The organism is Streptomyces sp. NK08204 (assembly GCF_020400585.1).
Taxonomy (GTDB): domain Bacteria; phylum Actinomycetota; class Actinomycetes; order Streptomycetales; family Streptomycetaceae; genus Streptomyces.
This window is the reverse complement of sequence record NZ_JAINVF010000012.1, coordinates 175,289-191,007: the sequence shown is the minus strand read 5'-3', so window position 1 is coordinate 191,007 and position 15,719 is coordinate 175,289. Positions and strand designations below refer to the sequence as shown.

Here is a 15,719-nt window from a genome sequence, read left to right as displayed (position 1 = left end):
GTGTTCGGTCGGCGCGAAAGGCACGTTACGGCGTCAAACCGCCGCTCGTCCACGTCGATAGAAGATGCAACTAACTCGTGACGCAATCGGATGCCGACGGGGTGTGACAGAAAACGCGTGTGCGGCGCTGAAGAGAGTACGGGCCGCCGCGCGGCCCGTGCCGCGCGACGGCCGGGGCCTCTCCTGTGGGGGGTGGCGGCCCCGGCTGTCGTCTCGGCATCGAAGGGGCGGGCGAGTGGCCGCACGAACGGCCTCGCCGATGGCTCCGATCCGCCACACCGTACCCCTTGCCGCTCGTACTGCTGTTGCTGCCGTTGGCGGTGTCGCGTCCTTCGTCGGCGTTCCGCCCCGCGCACGCACCGCTTGCTCGGCGCAGTGGGCGGCGGCCTGCTCCCCGCCGCCCGCGGCAAGGACGAGCCGCCGCCAGACCGTGGCGTCCAGGGCGGGGGCCGGTACCGGCTCCTGGGTGGGCGACCGGCGGGGATCGCCGATCCGCCGGTGGTCCCGGCGCCGGGTACGCGCCTGGTGTGCGCCGGCGACGTGCGGCCACGGCCAGGCGCTCCCCCGGCTCTCACAGCCGGCCGTCACGCTCCCGCTCGCCCCTGCCCGTTCCCGTGCCCCTGCGGCCCGTCCGCCGGTCGCCGGAAGCCCCCGAGCCGGCCACTGTGTCCGGCTTCTTGGTTCGTACGGCCCTCAGCCGCTCCGCGTTCCGGGGGTGTCCGAGGCCGGCCGTCGCCGTTCACCGTTCATGCCGACTCCTGCGACGTCCCGGGAGCCTCGCCCGTCACGCCGCCGTCCACGCCCCGCTCCGCACCCTGCTCTGCGGCGGTCCGGATGCCCAGCTGCCTGGAGAGACGTTTCAGCCCGCGGTGCGCGGCCGTACGGACCGCGCCTGGGCGCTTGCCGAGGACCCGCGCGGCGGCGGGGCCGTCGAGACCGACGACCACCCGGAGGAGCACGGCCTCGGCCTGGTCGCGCGGCAGCCCCCGGACCAGTTCCAGGGCGCGGGCGGTGGAGAGGGACTCCTGGGCCTGCTCGTACGTGCCGTGCTGTCCGGGCAGCTCCAGCACGTCCTGCTCGAGCGTGCCCGTCCGGGGCCGTACCCGCTGTCTGCGCAGGTGATCCAGGGCCCGGTGCCGGGCGATGGTGGCGGTCCAGCCGCGGAAGCCGGCGCCGTCGCCCTTGAACCTCCCCAGATCCCGGGCGATCTGCAGCCAGGCGTCGGAGGCCACGTCCTCGGCGTCCTCACCGACGAGGCCGTGCAGATAGCCGAGCATGCCGGGCTGCACGATCCGGTAGGCGACCGCGAAGGCGGTCTCGTCACCGTCCTGGGCCCGCGCGACGGCCGCGCCCAGCTCCCCGTCGTACGCCTGCCGGCGGCCGGGTTCCCCTCCGTGGCCCAAGAACCGTCCTCGTCCATGCCGAGCACGTGCCCCTCGTCGGACCTGTGCTCGCGCTCGTAGCAATCCCCGGCGAATCCCCACGGCGGGACACGACGTGCCCTATCCCGCAGCCCCCAGGGACATCAGCGTCACGGCTCACGGAAGTGTCACAGCTTCCGTGCCGCGCAGACTTCGTCAGCCGATGGGGATGCGGGGGTGGGCGCCGGGCCGGTTCCGGGCCATGATCCGGTCCGTGGTGGTGCGCGGCACCGACACGCGACCGGCCGTGGCTCCGCTGCCGTTGACGTGCAGGAAGATACCGGCTCACCGACCGGGCTGGCCGGGCCACCGATCGAAGCTGATGACGAGCGCCTTGGCGTACGGGGACCGGGGGTCCTCCACCCATTGGTCGGAGCTGTTGACGACGTGGTACGGCATGCTCGTCCGCCTCTTCACAGGAAGGACCGCCCCACCGAGACGGACCGGCCCTCAGTCCCGGACTCCTGCCACCTGTGACGGGCCTGCTTCACCTCGCGATTGACGGCCCAGGCGTCCGCGACCGGGCCGAGATGGCCTAGTTTGTCGGGATTGACCACCGCACGGATGGCCTGGATCCGCCCGTCGAGCACATCGAGGACCATGGTGCTCAGGATCCTGCCGTCCTTGTCGCGGAAGATCCCGCCGGGCTGGCCGTTGAGCTCGCGCGCTTCGAACGTCACACCGATCCGCATCTTCACGGGGAAGACCGCACCCAGGACCCGGGCCACGTTCTCCGCTCCCGCGACGGCGTTGGCCAGCTGCGGGGCCTTGCCACCGCCGTCCCCGACCAGTTGCACGTCGGCAGCCAGAAGGTTGCGCAGGCCGCCCACGTCGCCGTTCTTCAACGCGTCGAAGAACCGCGTCGCCAGCTCCTGCCGCTCCTGCCGGTCCGCCGCGAACCGCGGGCGCCCGGCCTCCATATGGCGACGCGCCCGTACCAGCAGCTGGCGGCAGGCCGATTCCGAACGTCCCACCGCCGCGGCGACCTCGTCGAACCCGAAGCCGAACACCTCCCGCAGCACGAACACCGCCCGCTCCAGCGGGCTGAGCCGCTCCAGGAGCAGCAGCGCCGCCATCGAGACCGAGTCGGCCAGCTCCACCGACCGCGCCGGATCCTGGTAGGGATCGCTCAGCAGCGGCTCGGGGAACCACGGGCCCATGTACTCCTCCCGCCGTACCCGCGCGGAACGCAGTACGTCGATCGAGATCCGGGTCACCGCGGCCGACAGATAGGCCTTCGTCGACGTGGGCCGGGTCGCCGAGTTGTCGAAGCGCAGCCATGTCTCCTGCACCGCGTCCTCGGCCTCGCCCACGCTGCCCAGAATCCGATAGGCGATCGAGAACAGCAGGGGCCTCAGTTCCTCGAACTCCTCGACCTTGCTCACGCCGGATCACCCCTCCTCAAGTCGTCACTGACCCCACCGGCCGCTTCCGCCACCGGGATCTGACTCACGCGCAGCGCATCAGTTCGCGGTTCGTCAGTGGCCACCCCTTGGACGGGGTGGCCCGACCCCCTGTGACACGTACGAGAGTGACCTGCGTCTCCCCGTCGTCCGCCGGAACAGCGCCCGCCGCGAGCATGAGGCACGGTCACTCATCTGAAGCACACCCTGGGGCCGAGGCTCGGCCGGCGTCCTGCCGCACCCGCCCGTGCAGCTTCAGCCAGAAGGCCTGCAAGGACTCCTCCGGGGCGTCGGCGTCGAAGCGGTTGCGCACCTTGCCCAGCGGATTCCACACCCGCCCGTCCGGCATGCGCACCCCCACCCGCTGTCCGAAGTACGCCTGCTGATCGGCGTCGAAGTCCACCCACACCGCCCCCGCCCGGCGCACGAGCACCTCGCCGACGTACGCGCCGAGCCCGAAGAGCACATCACGCGCACGCTCACGGTCACCCCCGCCCTTGCGCAACCCGTCGATCAGGAAGTCGACGACGCGCAGGCTGCGCTCGGAGTAGTCCAGTGGCAGCCGGCTGCGAACGGTGGCACGTGCGACGAAGGCCACCGCGTGCGCCCGCATGTCACTCGCACACGGCCGAGTGTCCACTCCACCCATGAGTCCGTTCCCCTTTCGCTCGGACAAAGGGGGATCAGGACCCCTGTCCCCTCCCCCGTTCACCAAGCGGCAGCGGCATCTGCAACATCACGGGTCGCAGACATGTCAAGAAACACACAGGAAGGCCACAGTGGACGTACAACCTTTTCAGAGCCTGGCGCGTCGCACCCCGTCACTGCGCGCCGGCGGGCAAGGCCACGCTCCCGCTGAACACGCCGCGGTTGTCCGCCCGCACCTCCTGGCTGATCGTGATGTCCCCGCCCCTGAAGGGGACCAGGAAGGTGAACGCGTAACGGTGCGCTGTGGGCCGATACCCATGCCTGGCGTCCAGGTCCCACGTCTCCGTGGAACTCTGCAGCGTGATCTGGCCGTCGGTCGCCGTCACCCCGGCCCTGCGCAACTGCGCCAGCGTGGGCTCGACCTCCCGTACCGCTCGCTGGAGCGCTGGCCGGCTCCGGGCAGCCGGCAACTGCCAGCCGGAGGCGGTGACTTCGAGCCGCACGCTCCCGCCGCCGGCCCCCGGACGAGTCACCTTCGCGCTCTTGGAGTAGCCCGCGAACGCGTCCAACTCGGCCACTGGATCCTCGACGTCATTGGCGATGTCGGCCTGGGACACAGGCCCCTTCTTCCACCCCGCGTCCCCCTCCTTCACGTAACCGACCCCACCGACGACGTACACCACCTCGGCCTTGCGCTCCCCCTTGCCGGTGGTGATCGTCCCGGTCTGCTGAAGCGCGGCGGGCGCGGTGGTGCGGTGCACGGTCGCGGCGTACGTGGCGGTGTTGGGCGCCTGCCCCTGCATCACGGCGGACTCGCTGCCCCGTAGCGCGAACGTCCACCCCTTCTCGGCGCTCAGGGCCTGCCGGGCACGGACGACGAACTGCACGGCGGTCTTCGGCGCCGGGGCGGGCACGGCCGTGGTGGGTGACGTGCCGTTCGGCTTCGGATGGGCCTGCGCCGTCCTGGAGGAAGCGTGCCGCCCAGCCGCCCCCTTCCGCTTGCCGCTGTGCGGTGAACACCCCGCCGACACGGCCACGACGGTCGCGACCAGCACGACACCGACGGCACGACACCGGCTCGGGGCGACGGATATTCCGGTTGGGGGCAGCACGATCAACCCTTCAGCAGCACGGCGGACTTCGAGGAGGGACAGGGGCCCGGTTATACAGCAGCCACCGGGGCGCCAGCGAACGACCGGATGAATGACGGCGAACAGGACATCCACACCGCGTCGCGTCGTATGTGCGGCATATCCAGTGGAATGTCCTTCGAATAGACGTACGAATGCAGGCCGTGTTAGCTTCGCGCCCGCTCGACGGACGGCACTCCACTCGGAGGTACTGCATGCACCAGAGGCACCCGCTCCCGACCGGCCCGGCCCGCCACACCGTGGCCCGTGGCTCCGCGACCCTGGCCGCTCTGGCGGCACTCACCCTCGCCACCGCAGGCCTGATCACATCCGCGCCCGCCGCACACGCCGCGCCCGTGCCCGCGGCGGCCCCGGCCCACGGGACCGGCTTCGCCCCGGACACCACCGACCAGGTCCAGTACGCACAGGACGACGTCTACGCCGCAGGAGACCTCGGCTATCTGCACCGCCGGGCCAACGCCGACGGCTCGCCCGGACCGTACACCTGGCACGCCTACGACGGGACGGAGCAGACGCTCGCCTCGTACGGCGGCGCGCTCCCGGGGCAGTACGGCTACTACGGCAACGGCAGCGACACCCTCCTGACCTCCCCGCAGTACTCCGGCGGCCAGGCCCAGCTGCGGAACACGGCCACCGGGGCGACCGTCGACGTCACCGTGCCCGACGGGCAGTACGTGGCCGCCGCCTTCGGATCCACGGTGATCACCCAGGAGTACAACGACGTATGGCAGATCGCACGCCTGCACCTGCTGCACGTCACCGACACCGGCGAGATCACCTCCGACATCCCGGTGGACCCGCCGTCGGACCAGTTCTTCCCCAAGGACCAGGCGGTGCTGGCCGGTGACGGCACGTCCGCGCTCGTCCGCTTCCGCCACGCGACCGCCATCGGCCTGCTCGACCTGAGCACGGGCGCCCTGACCAGCATCAGCACACACGCGACCGACGACGACCCGGTCTACCTCCAGGCCGCCCTGTCTCCGACGCACATCGCCGTGTACCACGAGGGCGCGAGCCAGGCCCGGGTCGTACGCCGCGACGACCCCACCGGCGCCCAGACCGCCGTGAACGTCCCCCAGTCCACGACGGGCACCGCCTTCATCGGCCTGACGGGCGAGTGGCTCCTCACCACCTACCGCCCGCCGGCCGGTACCACCCCCGGCCCCGGCGGCCCGCTCCTCGCCACCCCGCTGTCGGGCGGCACACCCCTGACCCTGCTGCCCTCCGCGGGACCGCAGATCGCGCAGATTCCGGCAGGCGGTGCGATCGCCGTCGGGGAGGCGGCCGACGGCACCTGGACGGCCCACGTCATCACGACCGCCCCCAACGGCAGGCCCACGGCCCAGCCCCTCTGATCCGCACAGTCCACGCCCCGGGGCGCGCCCTCACCCGAGCACCGGGGGCGCGCCCAGGGGGCTGGTTCAGGCGCCGTCCAGGGGCCAGGTCTCCCAGACCGTGTCCAGACGGCGGTACGCGTCGTCGAACCAGGCATCGGTCAAGGGGACGGTCACCGTCACCGCCGTCAGGGACATCGAGTGGTCCTCGATCGTGACACGGCACCGGTCGTCGTCATCGTCGAGTTCGATGAACAGCCACGGGGCCCGTGTGTGCTCGCGCCATGCGCTGTCCAGCCCTGTGTCGAGCCGGTCCAGGGCCTTCTGCCACTGCCGCAGATCCTCCGCCTGGAGCCAGGTCCGCAGACTGCCGCGTACGAAAGGCGTGTCGACGAGGAACTCCGCGGCCAGGACACCGGTCTCGGGAACAGGCCCGGCCCCGTTCCTGCCCGCCCTCGTCTCCCTCCCCGTGATCCGGAGAACGACGCTGTTGCCCTCACCCTCCAGGCGGATCAGATCGATCGGCCCCTCAGCCATGACTGCCCCTCCCGGCTCCCGCATACCGCCGAACACTAGCCCCTGGAAGACGCAGAAGGGTCCCGTCGCTGTCGGAGTCGTCGCAGTCCTCCCGGAGTCTCAGGTCGTACGAACACGGTGCCCGCAACGGTGGGCGGACCAGACGTCGGCGAGCCCGCACGCAGCCACCGTCGTCACCAGGAACGCCGCCGTCGCGGACAGCAGCGTGACCTCGTAGTAGGACCGCGGCGTCAACCGTGCGGCCAGCCAGGCGGCGCCGGTCCCGGTCAGGACGGCGCAGGTCAGTCCCCGGACCAGCAGGAAGCCCGGGGACCGTCGTCCAGCGGAACGCCCGTCCCGGCCGTCCGCCGTCTTCCGCGCCTCGTCCAGAACGTCCCGTGCGGCCAACGCGCACGCCGTCGCGGCCGTCGCCAGTCCCGCGCAGGCCGCCAGTTGTGGTGTCCCGAACAACACGCCGTACCGCACGGCCAGCGCCGGTACGAAGAAGAGACACAGCCAGTAGCACAGGAAGTACCGCAGGAAGGTGAGCGTCAGTCCCTGGCGGGCACGTTCCCCCTGCAGCCGGGACGCCGCCCGGCGCAGACCCAGCAGCGCGCCGGCGGCCGCCAGCGCGAGCGGCAGCCGCTCCGGCAGCCGGCCCAGGTTGTAGAGGAGCGCGGTGTCGTAGACGACCAGGACGAGAACACCCAGAGCACCCAGCGAGCCGATGAACGTCAGCAGCCCGGGCACGGAGGCGGGAGTTCGGGTCGTTCTCCTGTCCCGGGCAGCACAGAGGGCGACGAGGACCGGCGCGAGGACGGCCGAGACGGCCCTTAGCACGAGGTCGTCGACCGTGTAGGGATTGCGCAGGTCCCACTCGACCAGACAGAACACGGCCGTGTACGACACCGACGCCAGCGGCAGGAGGGCGGAGCGGGCGATCCGTCGGTACAGTCCGGCGTCCAGCCAGCGCACCACCGTGGCGAACGCCAGCAGGACGAAGGGGAGTTCCAGAAGGGCCTGCACGCGCAGCACGGTCGGCGCGAGGAGCCCGGGCGCCGGGAACAGCCCGGCCAGGTGGCGCAGGGCGGGACTGTCCGACGCCAGATCGAACCAGCCGGCCGGCAGGTACCGCGCGACGAACGACGGGTCCCCGTCGTGGACGCGCAGGACGTAGACGGTGAACAGGACCTGGTTGACGTAGACCAGGCCGGTCACCAGCGCCAGCGCTGCGGTCGGCGAGAGGACGCGACGGCCCGCGGCCCGGACCTGGCCGGAGCGGCGGGCCAGGACACCAGGGGCGAGGGAGAGGGCCGAGGAGACCGATGCGACCACCACCACGTCCACGAGCATCCGCACGTTCATCATGGCGGTAGGTAACACCCTGCGTCCCGCGCCTGTCCGGCGGGTCACCACGCCCGCCGGCTCGCCTCTGTCCCGAAGGCAGCGCCCGTCCTCGTCCTCGCCGGGCCAGCCTGGCACGCGCGAACACCTGGCCTGACGGCGACGCCCCCTCCCCGGAGGAGGCCTTGCGCGACCCGCTGCCGGAGACGAAGCCGGGCACCGCGGCCTTGAACTCTCCTGCACCACACGGGAAGTGGGGCAGGGCGAGTGACATGAGTCACCTGAGTGACGTCTGGGGCGCCTTGTGCGCTCTACAAGTACCGCCTGTCTGTCTGTGACGGGTGGGTCATCGTGTTCATTTACTAGGGGTGGGACAGTTGAGTCCTCGCAGGACCCATGCGTACAAGCCGCTCAGTCTGAAGAGGCGGGCGTGGCTGACCGCGGGCGCGGTCGTGCTGAGCGGCGCGGGGATCGTGACGTACGCGATCGCGGATCCGGCGGCGCAGTCCGACGGCAAGGGTCAGAGCCGCAAGGCGTCGATCCACACGCTGAAACTCGCGGACAAGGGTTCGGGCCGCAAGGGCCTGGACAAGACGGACACCGACCGGTTCAGCGCGGTGCTGCTGACCTGGGACAACCCCGACGCCAAGAGCAAGGGCACGCCCGAGGTGCGTACCCGGGACGTCGAGACCGGCAAGTGGTCGGGCTGGCAGAAGCTGGTGGACGACCCCTTCCAGGCCGACGGTGCCGAGGGCGACCGGGCCGGCGCCGTGCGCGGCGGTACCGCCTCCGTGTGGACCGGTGACTCCAACGGCGTCCAGGTGCGTCTGGTGAACGCCGACGGCACCGAGGCGCCCGGCCAGCCGGCCGGCATGGACGTCAAGCTGCTCGACCCCGGCACGGATCCCAAGGGGACCACGGAACCCGCCGCGTTCGCGCAGGAGACCACCGCCCCGGCGACGGACTCACCCTCGCCCACCGACACGGCGACTGCCACGGCCTCGTCCTCACCCACCGACACGGCGACCGCCACGGACTCGTCCTCGCCCGCCGGCACGCCGGTGACGAGCGACTCGCCGTCGGCCTCGGTCTCCGACTCCGCGTCCCCGTCCGGCTCCGTCTCCCCCTCCCCCTCGCCTTCCAGCACGGTCCCGGCCCCGCGCCCCTCCACGGTCGTCAAGCCGCCGATCATCACCCAGGCCGAGTGGGGCGCCTCCACCGACTACGACGGCACGCCCAGCTACGGCACCGAGATCAAGGCGGCCGTCATCCACCACACCGGCGTCGACAGCGACAACACGCTGTCCTGCGCCGACTCGCGGGCCCGGATGCGCACCATCCAGCAGGAGCACTTCTCCCGCGGCTACTACGACATCGGCTACAACTTCGTCGTCGACCGCTGCGGGCAGATCTTCGAGGGCCGCAGCGGCGGCATGGACCTGCCGGTGATCGGCGCGCACGACATCGGGTTCAACACGAACACCGTCGGCATCTCCTACATCGGCAACTACATGACCGCCAAGCCCGCCCGGGCCGCGCTGGACTCCATCGCGCGGATCGTGGCGTGGAAGTTCGGGATGTACGGCATCGACCCGACCGGCAAGGTGACGCTCACCTCCGGCAGCCCCAAGGGCGTGGACGGGAACCTGATCGACCAGGGCACCCAGATCACGCTGCCGCGCGTCTTCGGCCACCGGGACACCAACGCCACCGCCTGCCCCGGCGACTACCTCTACAAGAAGCTGTCGCTGATCGCCACGCTCGCCAAGACCCCCGGCATCTCGCACGCCCTGCCCACCTCGGACTACAACCGGGACGGCCTGGCCGATCTGGTCGCGGGTACCCCCAGGGCCAACTCGCTGACGGTCGTGCCGGGCGGGGTCAACGGGCCGGTCGCGTCGAAGAAGGTCACGCTCACCCAGAACAGCTCGGGGGTGCCCGGCACCACCGAGACCGGTGACAACTTCGGCGCCGCCACCGCCTGGGGCGACGTCAACGGGGACGGCTACGCCGACCTCGCGATCGGCGTGCCCGGCGAGGACGACACCAGCGGCCACACCGACCGGGGCGCGGTGACGGTGATGTACGGACCCGCGCTCAACACCGGTTTCTCGTACACCACGTCGGGCACCGTCACGGCGACCGGCGCCAAGCTCGGCTCCACCGTCGCGGTCGGTGACTTCAACGGTGACGGCAAGGCGGACGTGTTCTCGGCCGGCACCGGCAAGGGCGGCAACTGGAACGTCCGGCTCACCGGCGGTACCACCACCTCCGGCACGCTGACCACGGCCACCGGCTCGGTCGCCTACCTGGACGCCGCGACCGGCGACTTCAACCGGGACGGCTACACCGATGTCGCTCTCAACTACCGTGACACGGGCGGCATCGGACGCGTCGTCCGGTTCGCGGGCTCGGCGACCGGCCTGACCAAGGCCGGCGTCATCTCGGTCAAGGGCGGCCGGTCGATCGCGGCCGGTGACATCGACGCCGACGGCTACGACGACATCGTGATCGGGCAGCCGTACACGAGCGAGTCCGGCGGGAAGGCGGGCGGCCAGGTCACGATGGTGCGGGGCTCGTCCACCGGGTTCACCACCACCGGCATGGTCACCATCCACCAGGACACCACCGGCGTCCCCGGCACCGACGTCTCCGGCGACGCGCTCGGCGCCTCGGTCTCCGTCGGCGACTACAACGGCGACGGCTACCCGGACGTCCTGGCGGGCGTCCCCTACAAGGACATCACCCGTGACAGCGTGAAGCAGTCCAACGCGGGCACCACGCTGCTGATCAAGGGCGGCGCCACCGGCCTCACGGGCTCCGGCGCGCTCGCGACCTCGGAGGACACCTCGGGCGTCCCCGGCGTCACCGAGGCCGACGACAAGTTCGGCTCGGCGGTGTCGCTGGCCGACCTGTCCGGATACGGGCGCGCCGACCTGGTCCTCGGCGCGGCGGGCGAGGACAGCGCGGACGGCGTCCTGATGTACCTGCCCAGCAACAGCACGGGTCTGGGCTACACCCAGATGACGGTGCTCAGCAAGACGACCCTCGGCACACCGGCCGGGGCGGGACTGGGGACGAACCTGACACCGTGACGACGAACGCGACGGCGTGACGCGGCAGAACCGTCACGCCGTACCCGCGTCCGGCCGGCCGGGACCCGTCCGAGCAACGGGCCCCGGCCGGCCGAGTGTCAGGCGGCAGTCTCCTCACGCCGAGGCGGTCGCGTCCCGGCACAGCAGACGCAGCGAGCCGTGGCCGCCGTAGCAGCGCCGGGCCTCGTCGATGGGGTCCCACAGGCGGCCGTCGGGGGTGCGGACCCAGTGGTCGCCGCCGGTGGCCCACCACTCGGCGCCGGTCTCGCGGACGATCACCTCGCCGGCGTAGGCCCCGAAGCCGCGCAGCACGTGCTCGACCGCCGCGTACGGCGGGTTCTCCTGCCGTATCTCGCCGATCATCCGGTCCACCCGCCACAGGCTCTGCGCCGAGTAGTCGAGCCGCACCCGCGCGCCCTCGCGCAGGGTGGCCACCGCGTCCGCCGCCCACCGCACGGGTTTGGTCGCGGCGTTCGGCCTGGTCTCCTGATGTGCTGTCACGTACTGGGCTGTCACATAGGGAAGAGCGGCTCGGACAGGGCATACGTCACTCGGTCCGGCAGGTTCCACCGGGTGAGGCAGGACCGCCTCAGCTCCGCCGTACCCACGACCGTCACAGGAACCTTTCAGCAACCGGGCTTGACTCCGCCGCGGGCCCGGCGCGAGACCACCGCGCGCAGTACCCGCCGGCCCTCGACCGAGACGTCCAGGGCGCGGCGCAGGCCCCGCTTGCCGTGTTCGGCGAGCAGTTCCAGGACGAGGACCTGGCGTCGCAGCTCGGCGGCCACCAGCGGGGACGCGCTCTCCGGACCGCCCGCCCGCTCGGCCTCGATGTCGTCGGCCGGGGTGGTGTCGTCGACGGCGGGGTCGAGCAGCCGGTGGATGCGCAGGGAGGCGACGGAGCAGGCGTCGGCCCAGGCCCGCAGCGCGTCGGCGGTGCGCTCGGCCGGGGCGGCCTGCAGCATGCGGCGGACGAGCAGCGCGGCCTCGTCCCCGGCGGGCTCCCCGTCCACCGCGGCCTCGTCGCCCGCGTCGTCCGCGTCGCCCGGGTCGCCCGGGTCGAGCGCGGCGCGCGCCTTCCGCAGGCTCTCGGCCCACTCCGAGCCGTCGGCGAGGTGCGCCCACAGGGGGCGCAGCGCCTCGTCGTCGCCGCCGAACAGGGGCACGCACCGATCCAAACAAGCCAGTCCGCCAGCGGCCAGTCCGCGTTCGTCGGCCTGTGCGATCAGTTCCAACAGGCTCATCAAAAGCCTCCCTAGCCAGGGCGCCGACCTATACGGAGCCCGCACTTCCCCTTACTGCGTGCGACGGCCCAGGAGTGTCACAGTGACGGGATTTCAGCCAAGGAGGTCAGCCCAGCCGGTCCGCGAGCCTGCGGAAGTCGGCCCAGGACAGCGGCGGGGCACCCGGGTCCCACAGCTTCTGGACGGTGGCCCGCAGCGGCATCCGGATGCCCGCGGCGACCTGGTCCTGGGTCTGTGCGTCCGGCCGGTCGCTCCAGACGGCGAAGAAGCCGCCGAGGATCTGCCCGTCGTAGCGCGCCGGTACGGCGACCGTGCCGCGCAGCACCCGCGGGTTCCACTGCTCGTAGATCCGCTGCCCCGTCGGGTACACGAAGGTCTGCGGTTGCCCGAGGACGTAGTAGAGGAACTCGTCGTTGTAGTTGACGACCTTCCGGCCCTCGCCCAGGTACTCCGCCGGCAGCCGGGCACCCCGCTCCTTGCCGGTCCAGTAGGCGGCCTGGAGGTCCTTGGCGGGCTGCACGGAGGTGCCGCGGAAGAAGCCGTCGTTCCAGGCCCGCAGGGTCCTGCTGTGCACGCGGGCGGTTCCGGCGCGGTCGTTGAGCCAGCCGGTGGCGAGGTCGGCGACGGTGCCGCCGGGGCCGTAGGCCTTCCGGGCGGCGGCGGCCAGCTGCGGGTACGACGCCTGGGGGTTCGGCACGGCCAGGGCCTGGTACTCGTCCCCGCCCAGATGCCACTGCCCGCCGGTGAACAGGCCCGCGTACTCGTTCAGCAGATCGTCGACGAGTTGTGCGGAGGCGGGCTTGGAGATGTCGATGGCGCCGCGCGTGGCGACCCCCTTCGCGTTGCGCAGCTGCAGCTCGGGGTGGGCGGCCAGGACCGCGCCCAGGTGGCCCGGGGAGTCGATCTCCGGTACGACGGTGATGTGCCGGGCGGCGGCCAGGTCCACGATCCGTTTGACCTGTGCCTTGCTCAGATGGTCCGGGGCGACGATCTCGGGGTGGCTGCTGGACTCGATCCGGAAGGCCTGGTCGTCGGAGAAGTGCAGCCCCAGCTCGTTGAACTTCAGGTCCCCCAGCTCGCGTATCCGGTCCTCGATCCAGGTCTCCGTGTACGGTTTGCGCGCGATGTCGAGATTGAATCCGCGCACCGCCTTGGCGGGCTCGTCCCGCACGACCCCCTCCGGAGCCGCGCCCCCGCCGTGGACCTCCTGCTTCAGGGTGCGGGTGCCGTAGAAGACCCCCGCGTCACCCGGCCCGCTGATGTCGACGCGCCCGCCGCGCACGGTCATGGAGTACGACTCCGGGTTCCCGCCGCCGCCGAGCGCGAGCCGTACGTCGCCCGCCCGTACGTCGTCCTTCTTTCCCGCGTACGTCAGCCCCAGCTCCCCGGCTGTCAGCCGCCCCTCGTCGGCCAGCGCGAGGTCGCTCACCACCACCCGCTCTCCCCTGCGGGGCTGCCAGCCGGGACCGCGCGCCGGGGTGTGGGAGTGCACCGCGGGTATCGTGCGCGGCGCCCGGGACAAGGGGTAGGACCGTGTGGGGGTGGCCTTGGGGCCGGGGCTGTGCCCGGTCGCACCCGTGCCGCTCGCCCGCCCCGAGGAGGCCGGGTGGAGCCCCTTCTCCGGGTTCCCTCCACCCCCGTCCACCGAGGCCCACACGCCGATACCCACCCCGAGCGCGACGGTCCCGGCGAACGCGGCGGCGACCACCGCCCGCTTCCGCGTCACCTGCTGCGACGAGGCACGGTGCCTGTGCTGGCTCACTCGGCCAACCTACGACCTTTCGTCGCCTCATTCGTCATCGAGTCGCTGCGAAACTCTCCCGTTCGGGTGAAATGCGGGCCCCCGTCGGCCACGCTGTGACCACCCTCGATAACGTGACGACACAACTTTCACAGCATCCCCTGCCACACTCCATGTGCCTCGAGGACTCACGCTGCCCGCCCACCGCCTCCCCTCTCTTCCCCACCCGCTGGACGCCTTCAACGCCGCCCACGCCGACGAGGCCCGCGCACTCCTCCTCCACTGCCTGCGCAGTCCGCGCTGGTCCGGCCGCATCACCGACCACCGCCCCTACCCCGACCTGGACGCCCTCCTGGCCGCGGCGGACGAGGCGGCGTACGACCTGGCCCCGGGCGACCTCACCGAGGCGCTGGCCGGTGAGGCCCTGCCCCAGCTCCCGGAGGGCAGCTACTCCGCGGCCCACATGGCCCTCAGCGCGGCACACGCCGCCTATGAGGCCAGATTCGGACACGCGTTCGTCATCTACCTGGGCGATGCTCACCCGGAGGAGGTCATCGACCGCATCCTCGAGGGCATCCGGTCACGATTGACAAACGATCCGGAGGACGAGCGGGTGGTGGCCTGGGACGAACTCCGGCGCCTGGCGAGAGAACGCCTGACACGCCTCCTCCAAGGCGCGGGACCGTGCTCACCTGCGGCTCCGCCGCGCCGCGCCACCAGCCCCCACGCACCCGCACACGGCACATAACGGCACAGACCACCCCGGCAGCCGCCACGGCCTACCCCATCCGGTGCCATTTTGATCACACAAGGTAGGCCCCCCGTAAAGGACGGCCCAGCGCATGGCTACGATGCTGGGGGCCGGTGGACCGTACCCGGCCGGGCCCGACCGACAGTGAAGCCGGCGCGGCCCTAGTCCCCGCTCCCGGAGGGTTCTTCCGTGCCGGCTGGAACGCTGTACCGCGGCCGGGAAGGAATGTGGTCCTGGGTGGCTCACCGAGTCACCGGCGTCCTCATTTTCTTCTTCCTGTTCGTCCATGTGCTGGACACCGCTCTCGTCCGTGTCAGCCCCGAGGACTACGACAAGGTCGTAGCCACCTACAAGACGCCGATCGTTTCGCTGCTGGAGTACGGCCTCACCGCCGCCATCCTCTTCCACGCACTCAACGGCCTGCGCGTCATCGCTGTCGACTTCTGGTCGAAGGGTCCTCGCTACCAGAAGCAGATGCTCTGGTCCGTCGTCGGCATCTGGGTCGTTCTCATGGGTGGGGCGTTCTACCCCGTCCTCGGCCACGCCGCTCGAATCCTGTTCGGGAGCTGACGCCCATGTCCACGACTGAAATCCCCACCGGAGTCGGCCCCGTCGAGGGCGCCCCCGTCTACTCCGTCGACAACCCGGCCCCGCTCATCGAGGCGCCGCGCAAGCGCACCAAGAAGACCCCGAGGTCCACCCGGGGCAACTTCGAGATGGCGGCCTGGCTGTTCATGCGCCTGTCCGGCGTCGTGCTGGTCGTCCTCGTCGTCGGCCACATCCTGATCCAGCTGATGCTGGACGGCGGTGTCTCCAAGCTCGGCTTCGCCTTCGTGGCCGGCCGCTGGGCGTCCCCGTTCTGGCAGGTCTGGGACCTGCTGATGCTGTGGCTCGCGATGCTGCACGGGTCCAACGGCCTGCGCACGATCATCAACGACTACGCGGAGCGGCCGAACAGCCGGCTGTGGCTGAAGGGGCTGCTCTACACCGCCACGGTGTTCACCATCCTGCTGGGCACGCTGGTGATCTTCACCTTCGACCCGAACATCCGCTAGGCACGGGGCTGCGAGA

Annotated in this window: 14 protein-coding genes; 5 read left to right on the top strand and 9 right to left on the bottom strand. The window is 71.4% G+C overall.

Annotated features, from left to right (window positions below):
- Positions 1-746 precede the first annotated feature (746 nt).
- From K7G59_RS20325 to K7G59_RS20310, 4 genes are all read right to left on the bottom strand, one after another.
- Positions 747-1,403 carry an RNA polymerase sigma factor gene (locus K7G59_RS20325; protein ID WP_225836197.1) on the bottom strand — a complete coding sequence of 219 codons (657 nt, stop codon included), beginning with the start codon at positions 1,401-1,403 and terminating at the stop codon, positions 747-749.
- Positions 1,404-1,834: 431 nt separating this feature from the next.
- On the bottom strand, positions 1,835-2,806 hold the full coding sequence (locus K7G59_RS20320; RefSeq protein WP_225836196.1) for an RNA polymerase sigma-70 factor: 972 nt from the start codon (positions 2,804-2,806) through the stop codon (positions 1,835-1,837).
- 205 nt (positions 2,807-3,011) lie between these two features.
- Complete coding sequence (locus K7G59_RS20315) at positions 3,012-3,437, bottom strand: hypothetical protein (RefSeq protein WP_225836195.1); 426 nt, start codon at positions 3,435-3,437, stop codon at positions 3,012-3,014.
- Between the two features lie 208 nt (positions 3,438-3,645).
- The gene (locus tag K7G59_RS20310; protein WP_225836194.1) at positions 3,646-4,527 is read right to left on the bottom strand and encodes a hypothetical protein; all 882 of its coding nucleotides are present in this window, start codon (positions 4,525-4,527) and stop codon (positions 3,646-3,648) included.
- Between the two features lie 290 nt (positions 4,528-4,817).
- Here K7G59_RS20310 and K7G59_RS20305 point away from each other — a divergent pair, with 290 nt between their 5' ends.
- Complete coding sequence (locus K7G59_RS20305; protein ID WP_225836193.1) at positions 4,818-5,978, top strand: hypothetical protein; 1,161 nt, start codon at positions 4,818-4,820, stop codon at positions 5,976-5,978.
- A gap of 66 nt (positions 5,979-6,044) precedes the next feature.
- On the opposite strand, the gene K7G59_RS20300 is transcribed toward K7G59_RS20305, so the two are convergent.
- Together K7G59_RS20300 and K7G59_RS20295 are read right to left on the bottom strand one after the other, a co-directional pair.
- Positions 6,045-6,494, bottom strand: coding sequence for a DUF5959 family protein (locus tag K7G59_RS20300; protein ID WP_225836192.1), 450 nt, complete (start codon positions 6,492-6,494; stop codon positions 6,045-6,047).
- 99 nt (positions 6,495-6,593) lie between these two features.
- Positions 6,594-7,841: a hypothetical protein gene (locus K7G59_RS20295; RefSeq protein ID WP_225836191.1), complete on the bottom strand. Its 1,248-nt coding sequence runs from the start codon at positions 7,839-7,841 to the stop codon at positions 6,594-6,596.
- A gap of 353 nt (positions 7,842-8,194) precedes the next feature.
- Between K7G59_RS20295 and K7G59_RS20290 the strand changes: the two genes are divergently transcribed.
- Positions 8,195-10,912 (top strand): FG-GAP-like repeat-containing protein, encoded by a 2,718-nt coding sequence (locus K7G59_RS20290; protein ID WP_225836190.1) that lies wholly within the window; start codon positions 8,195-8,197, stop codon positions 10,910-10,912.
- A gap of 114 nt (positions 10,913-11,026) precedes the next feature.
- Here the strand turns inward: K7G59_RS20290 and K7G59_RS20285 are convergent, their stop codons facing one another.
- From K7G59_RS20285 to K7G59_RS20275, 3 genes are all read right to left on the bottom strand, one after another.
- Positions 11,027-11,413: a hypothetical protein gene (locus K7G59_RS20285; RefSeq protein WP_225836189.1), complete on the bottom strand. Its 387-nt coding sequence runs from the start codon at positions 11,411-11,413 to the stop codon at positions 11,027-11,029.
- Positions 11,414-11,538: 125 nt separating this feature from the next.
- Positions 11,539-12,156, bottom strand: a complete 618-nt coding sequence (locus K7G59_RS20280) for a hypothetical protein (protein ID WP_225836187.1) — start codon at positions 12,154-12,156, stop codon at positions 11,539-11,541.
- A gap of 106 nt (positions 12,157-12,262) precedes the next feature.
- Positions 12,263-13,918, bottom strand: coding sequence for a glycoside hydrolase family 20 protein (locus K7G59_RS20275; RefSeq protein WP_374114255.1), 1,656 nt, complete (start codon positions 13,916-13,918; stop codon positions 12,263-12,265).
- Positions 13,919-14,072: 154 nt separating this feature from the next.
- Here K7G59_RS20275 and K7G59_RS20270 point away from each other — a divergent pair, with 154 nt between their 5' ends.
- The 3 genes from K7G59_RS20270 (at position 14,073) to K7G59_RS20260 (ending at position 15,703) form a co-directional block, all read left to right on the top strand.
- Positions 14,073-14,645 (top strand): 2-oxo-4-hydroxy-4-carboxy-5-ureidoimidazoline decarboxylase, encoded by a 573-nt coding sequence (locus K7G59_RS20270; RefSeq protein WP_225836185.1) that lies wholly within the window; start codon positions 14,073-14,075, stop codon positions 14,643-14,645.
- A 192-nt stretch (positions 14,646-14,837) separates the two neighbouring features.
- Entirely contained in the window at positions 14,838-15,218 is a 381-nt protein-coding gene (gene sdhC / locus K7G59_RS20265) for a succinate dehydrogenase, cytochrome b556 subunit (protein ID WP_225836182.1), read from the top strand.
- A gap of 5 nt (positions 15,219-15,223) precedes the next feature.
- Positions 15,224-15,703, top strand: a complete 480-nt coding sequence (locus tag K7G59_RS20260) for a succinate dehydrogenase hydrophobic membrane anchor subunit (protein WP_225836180.1) — start codon at positions 15,224-15,226, stop codon at positions 15,701-15,703.
- Positions 15,704-15,719: the final 16 nt, after the last annotated feature.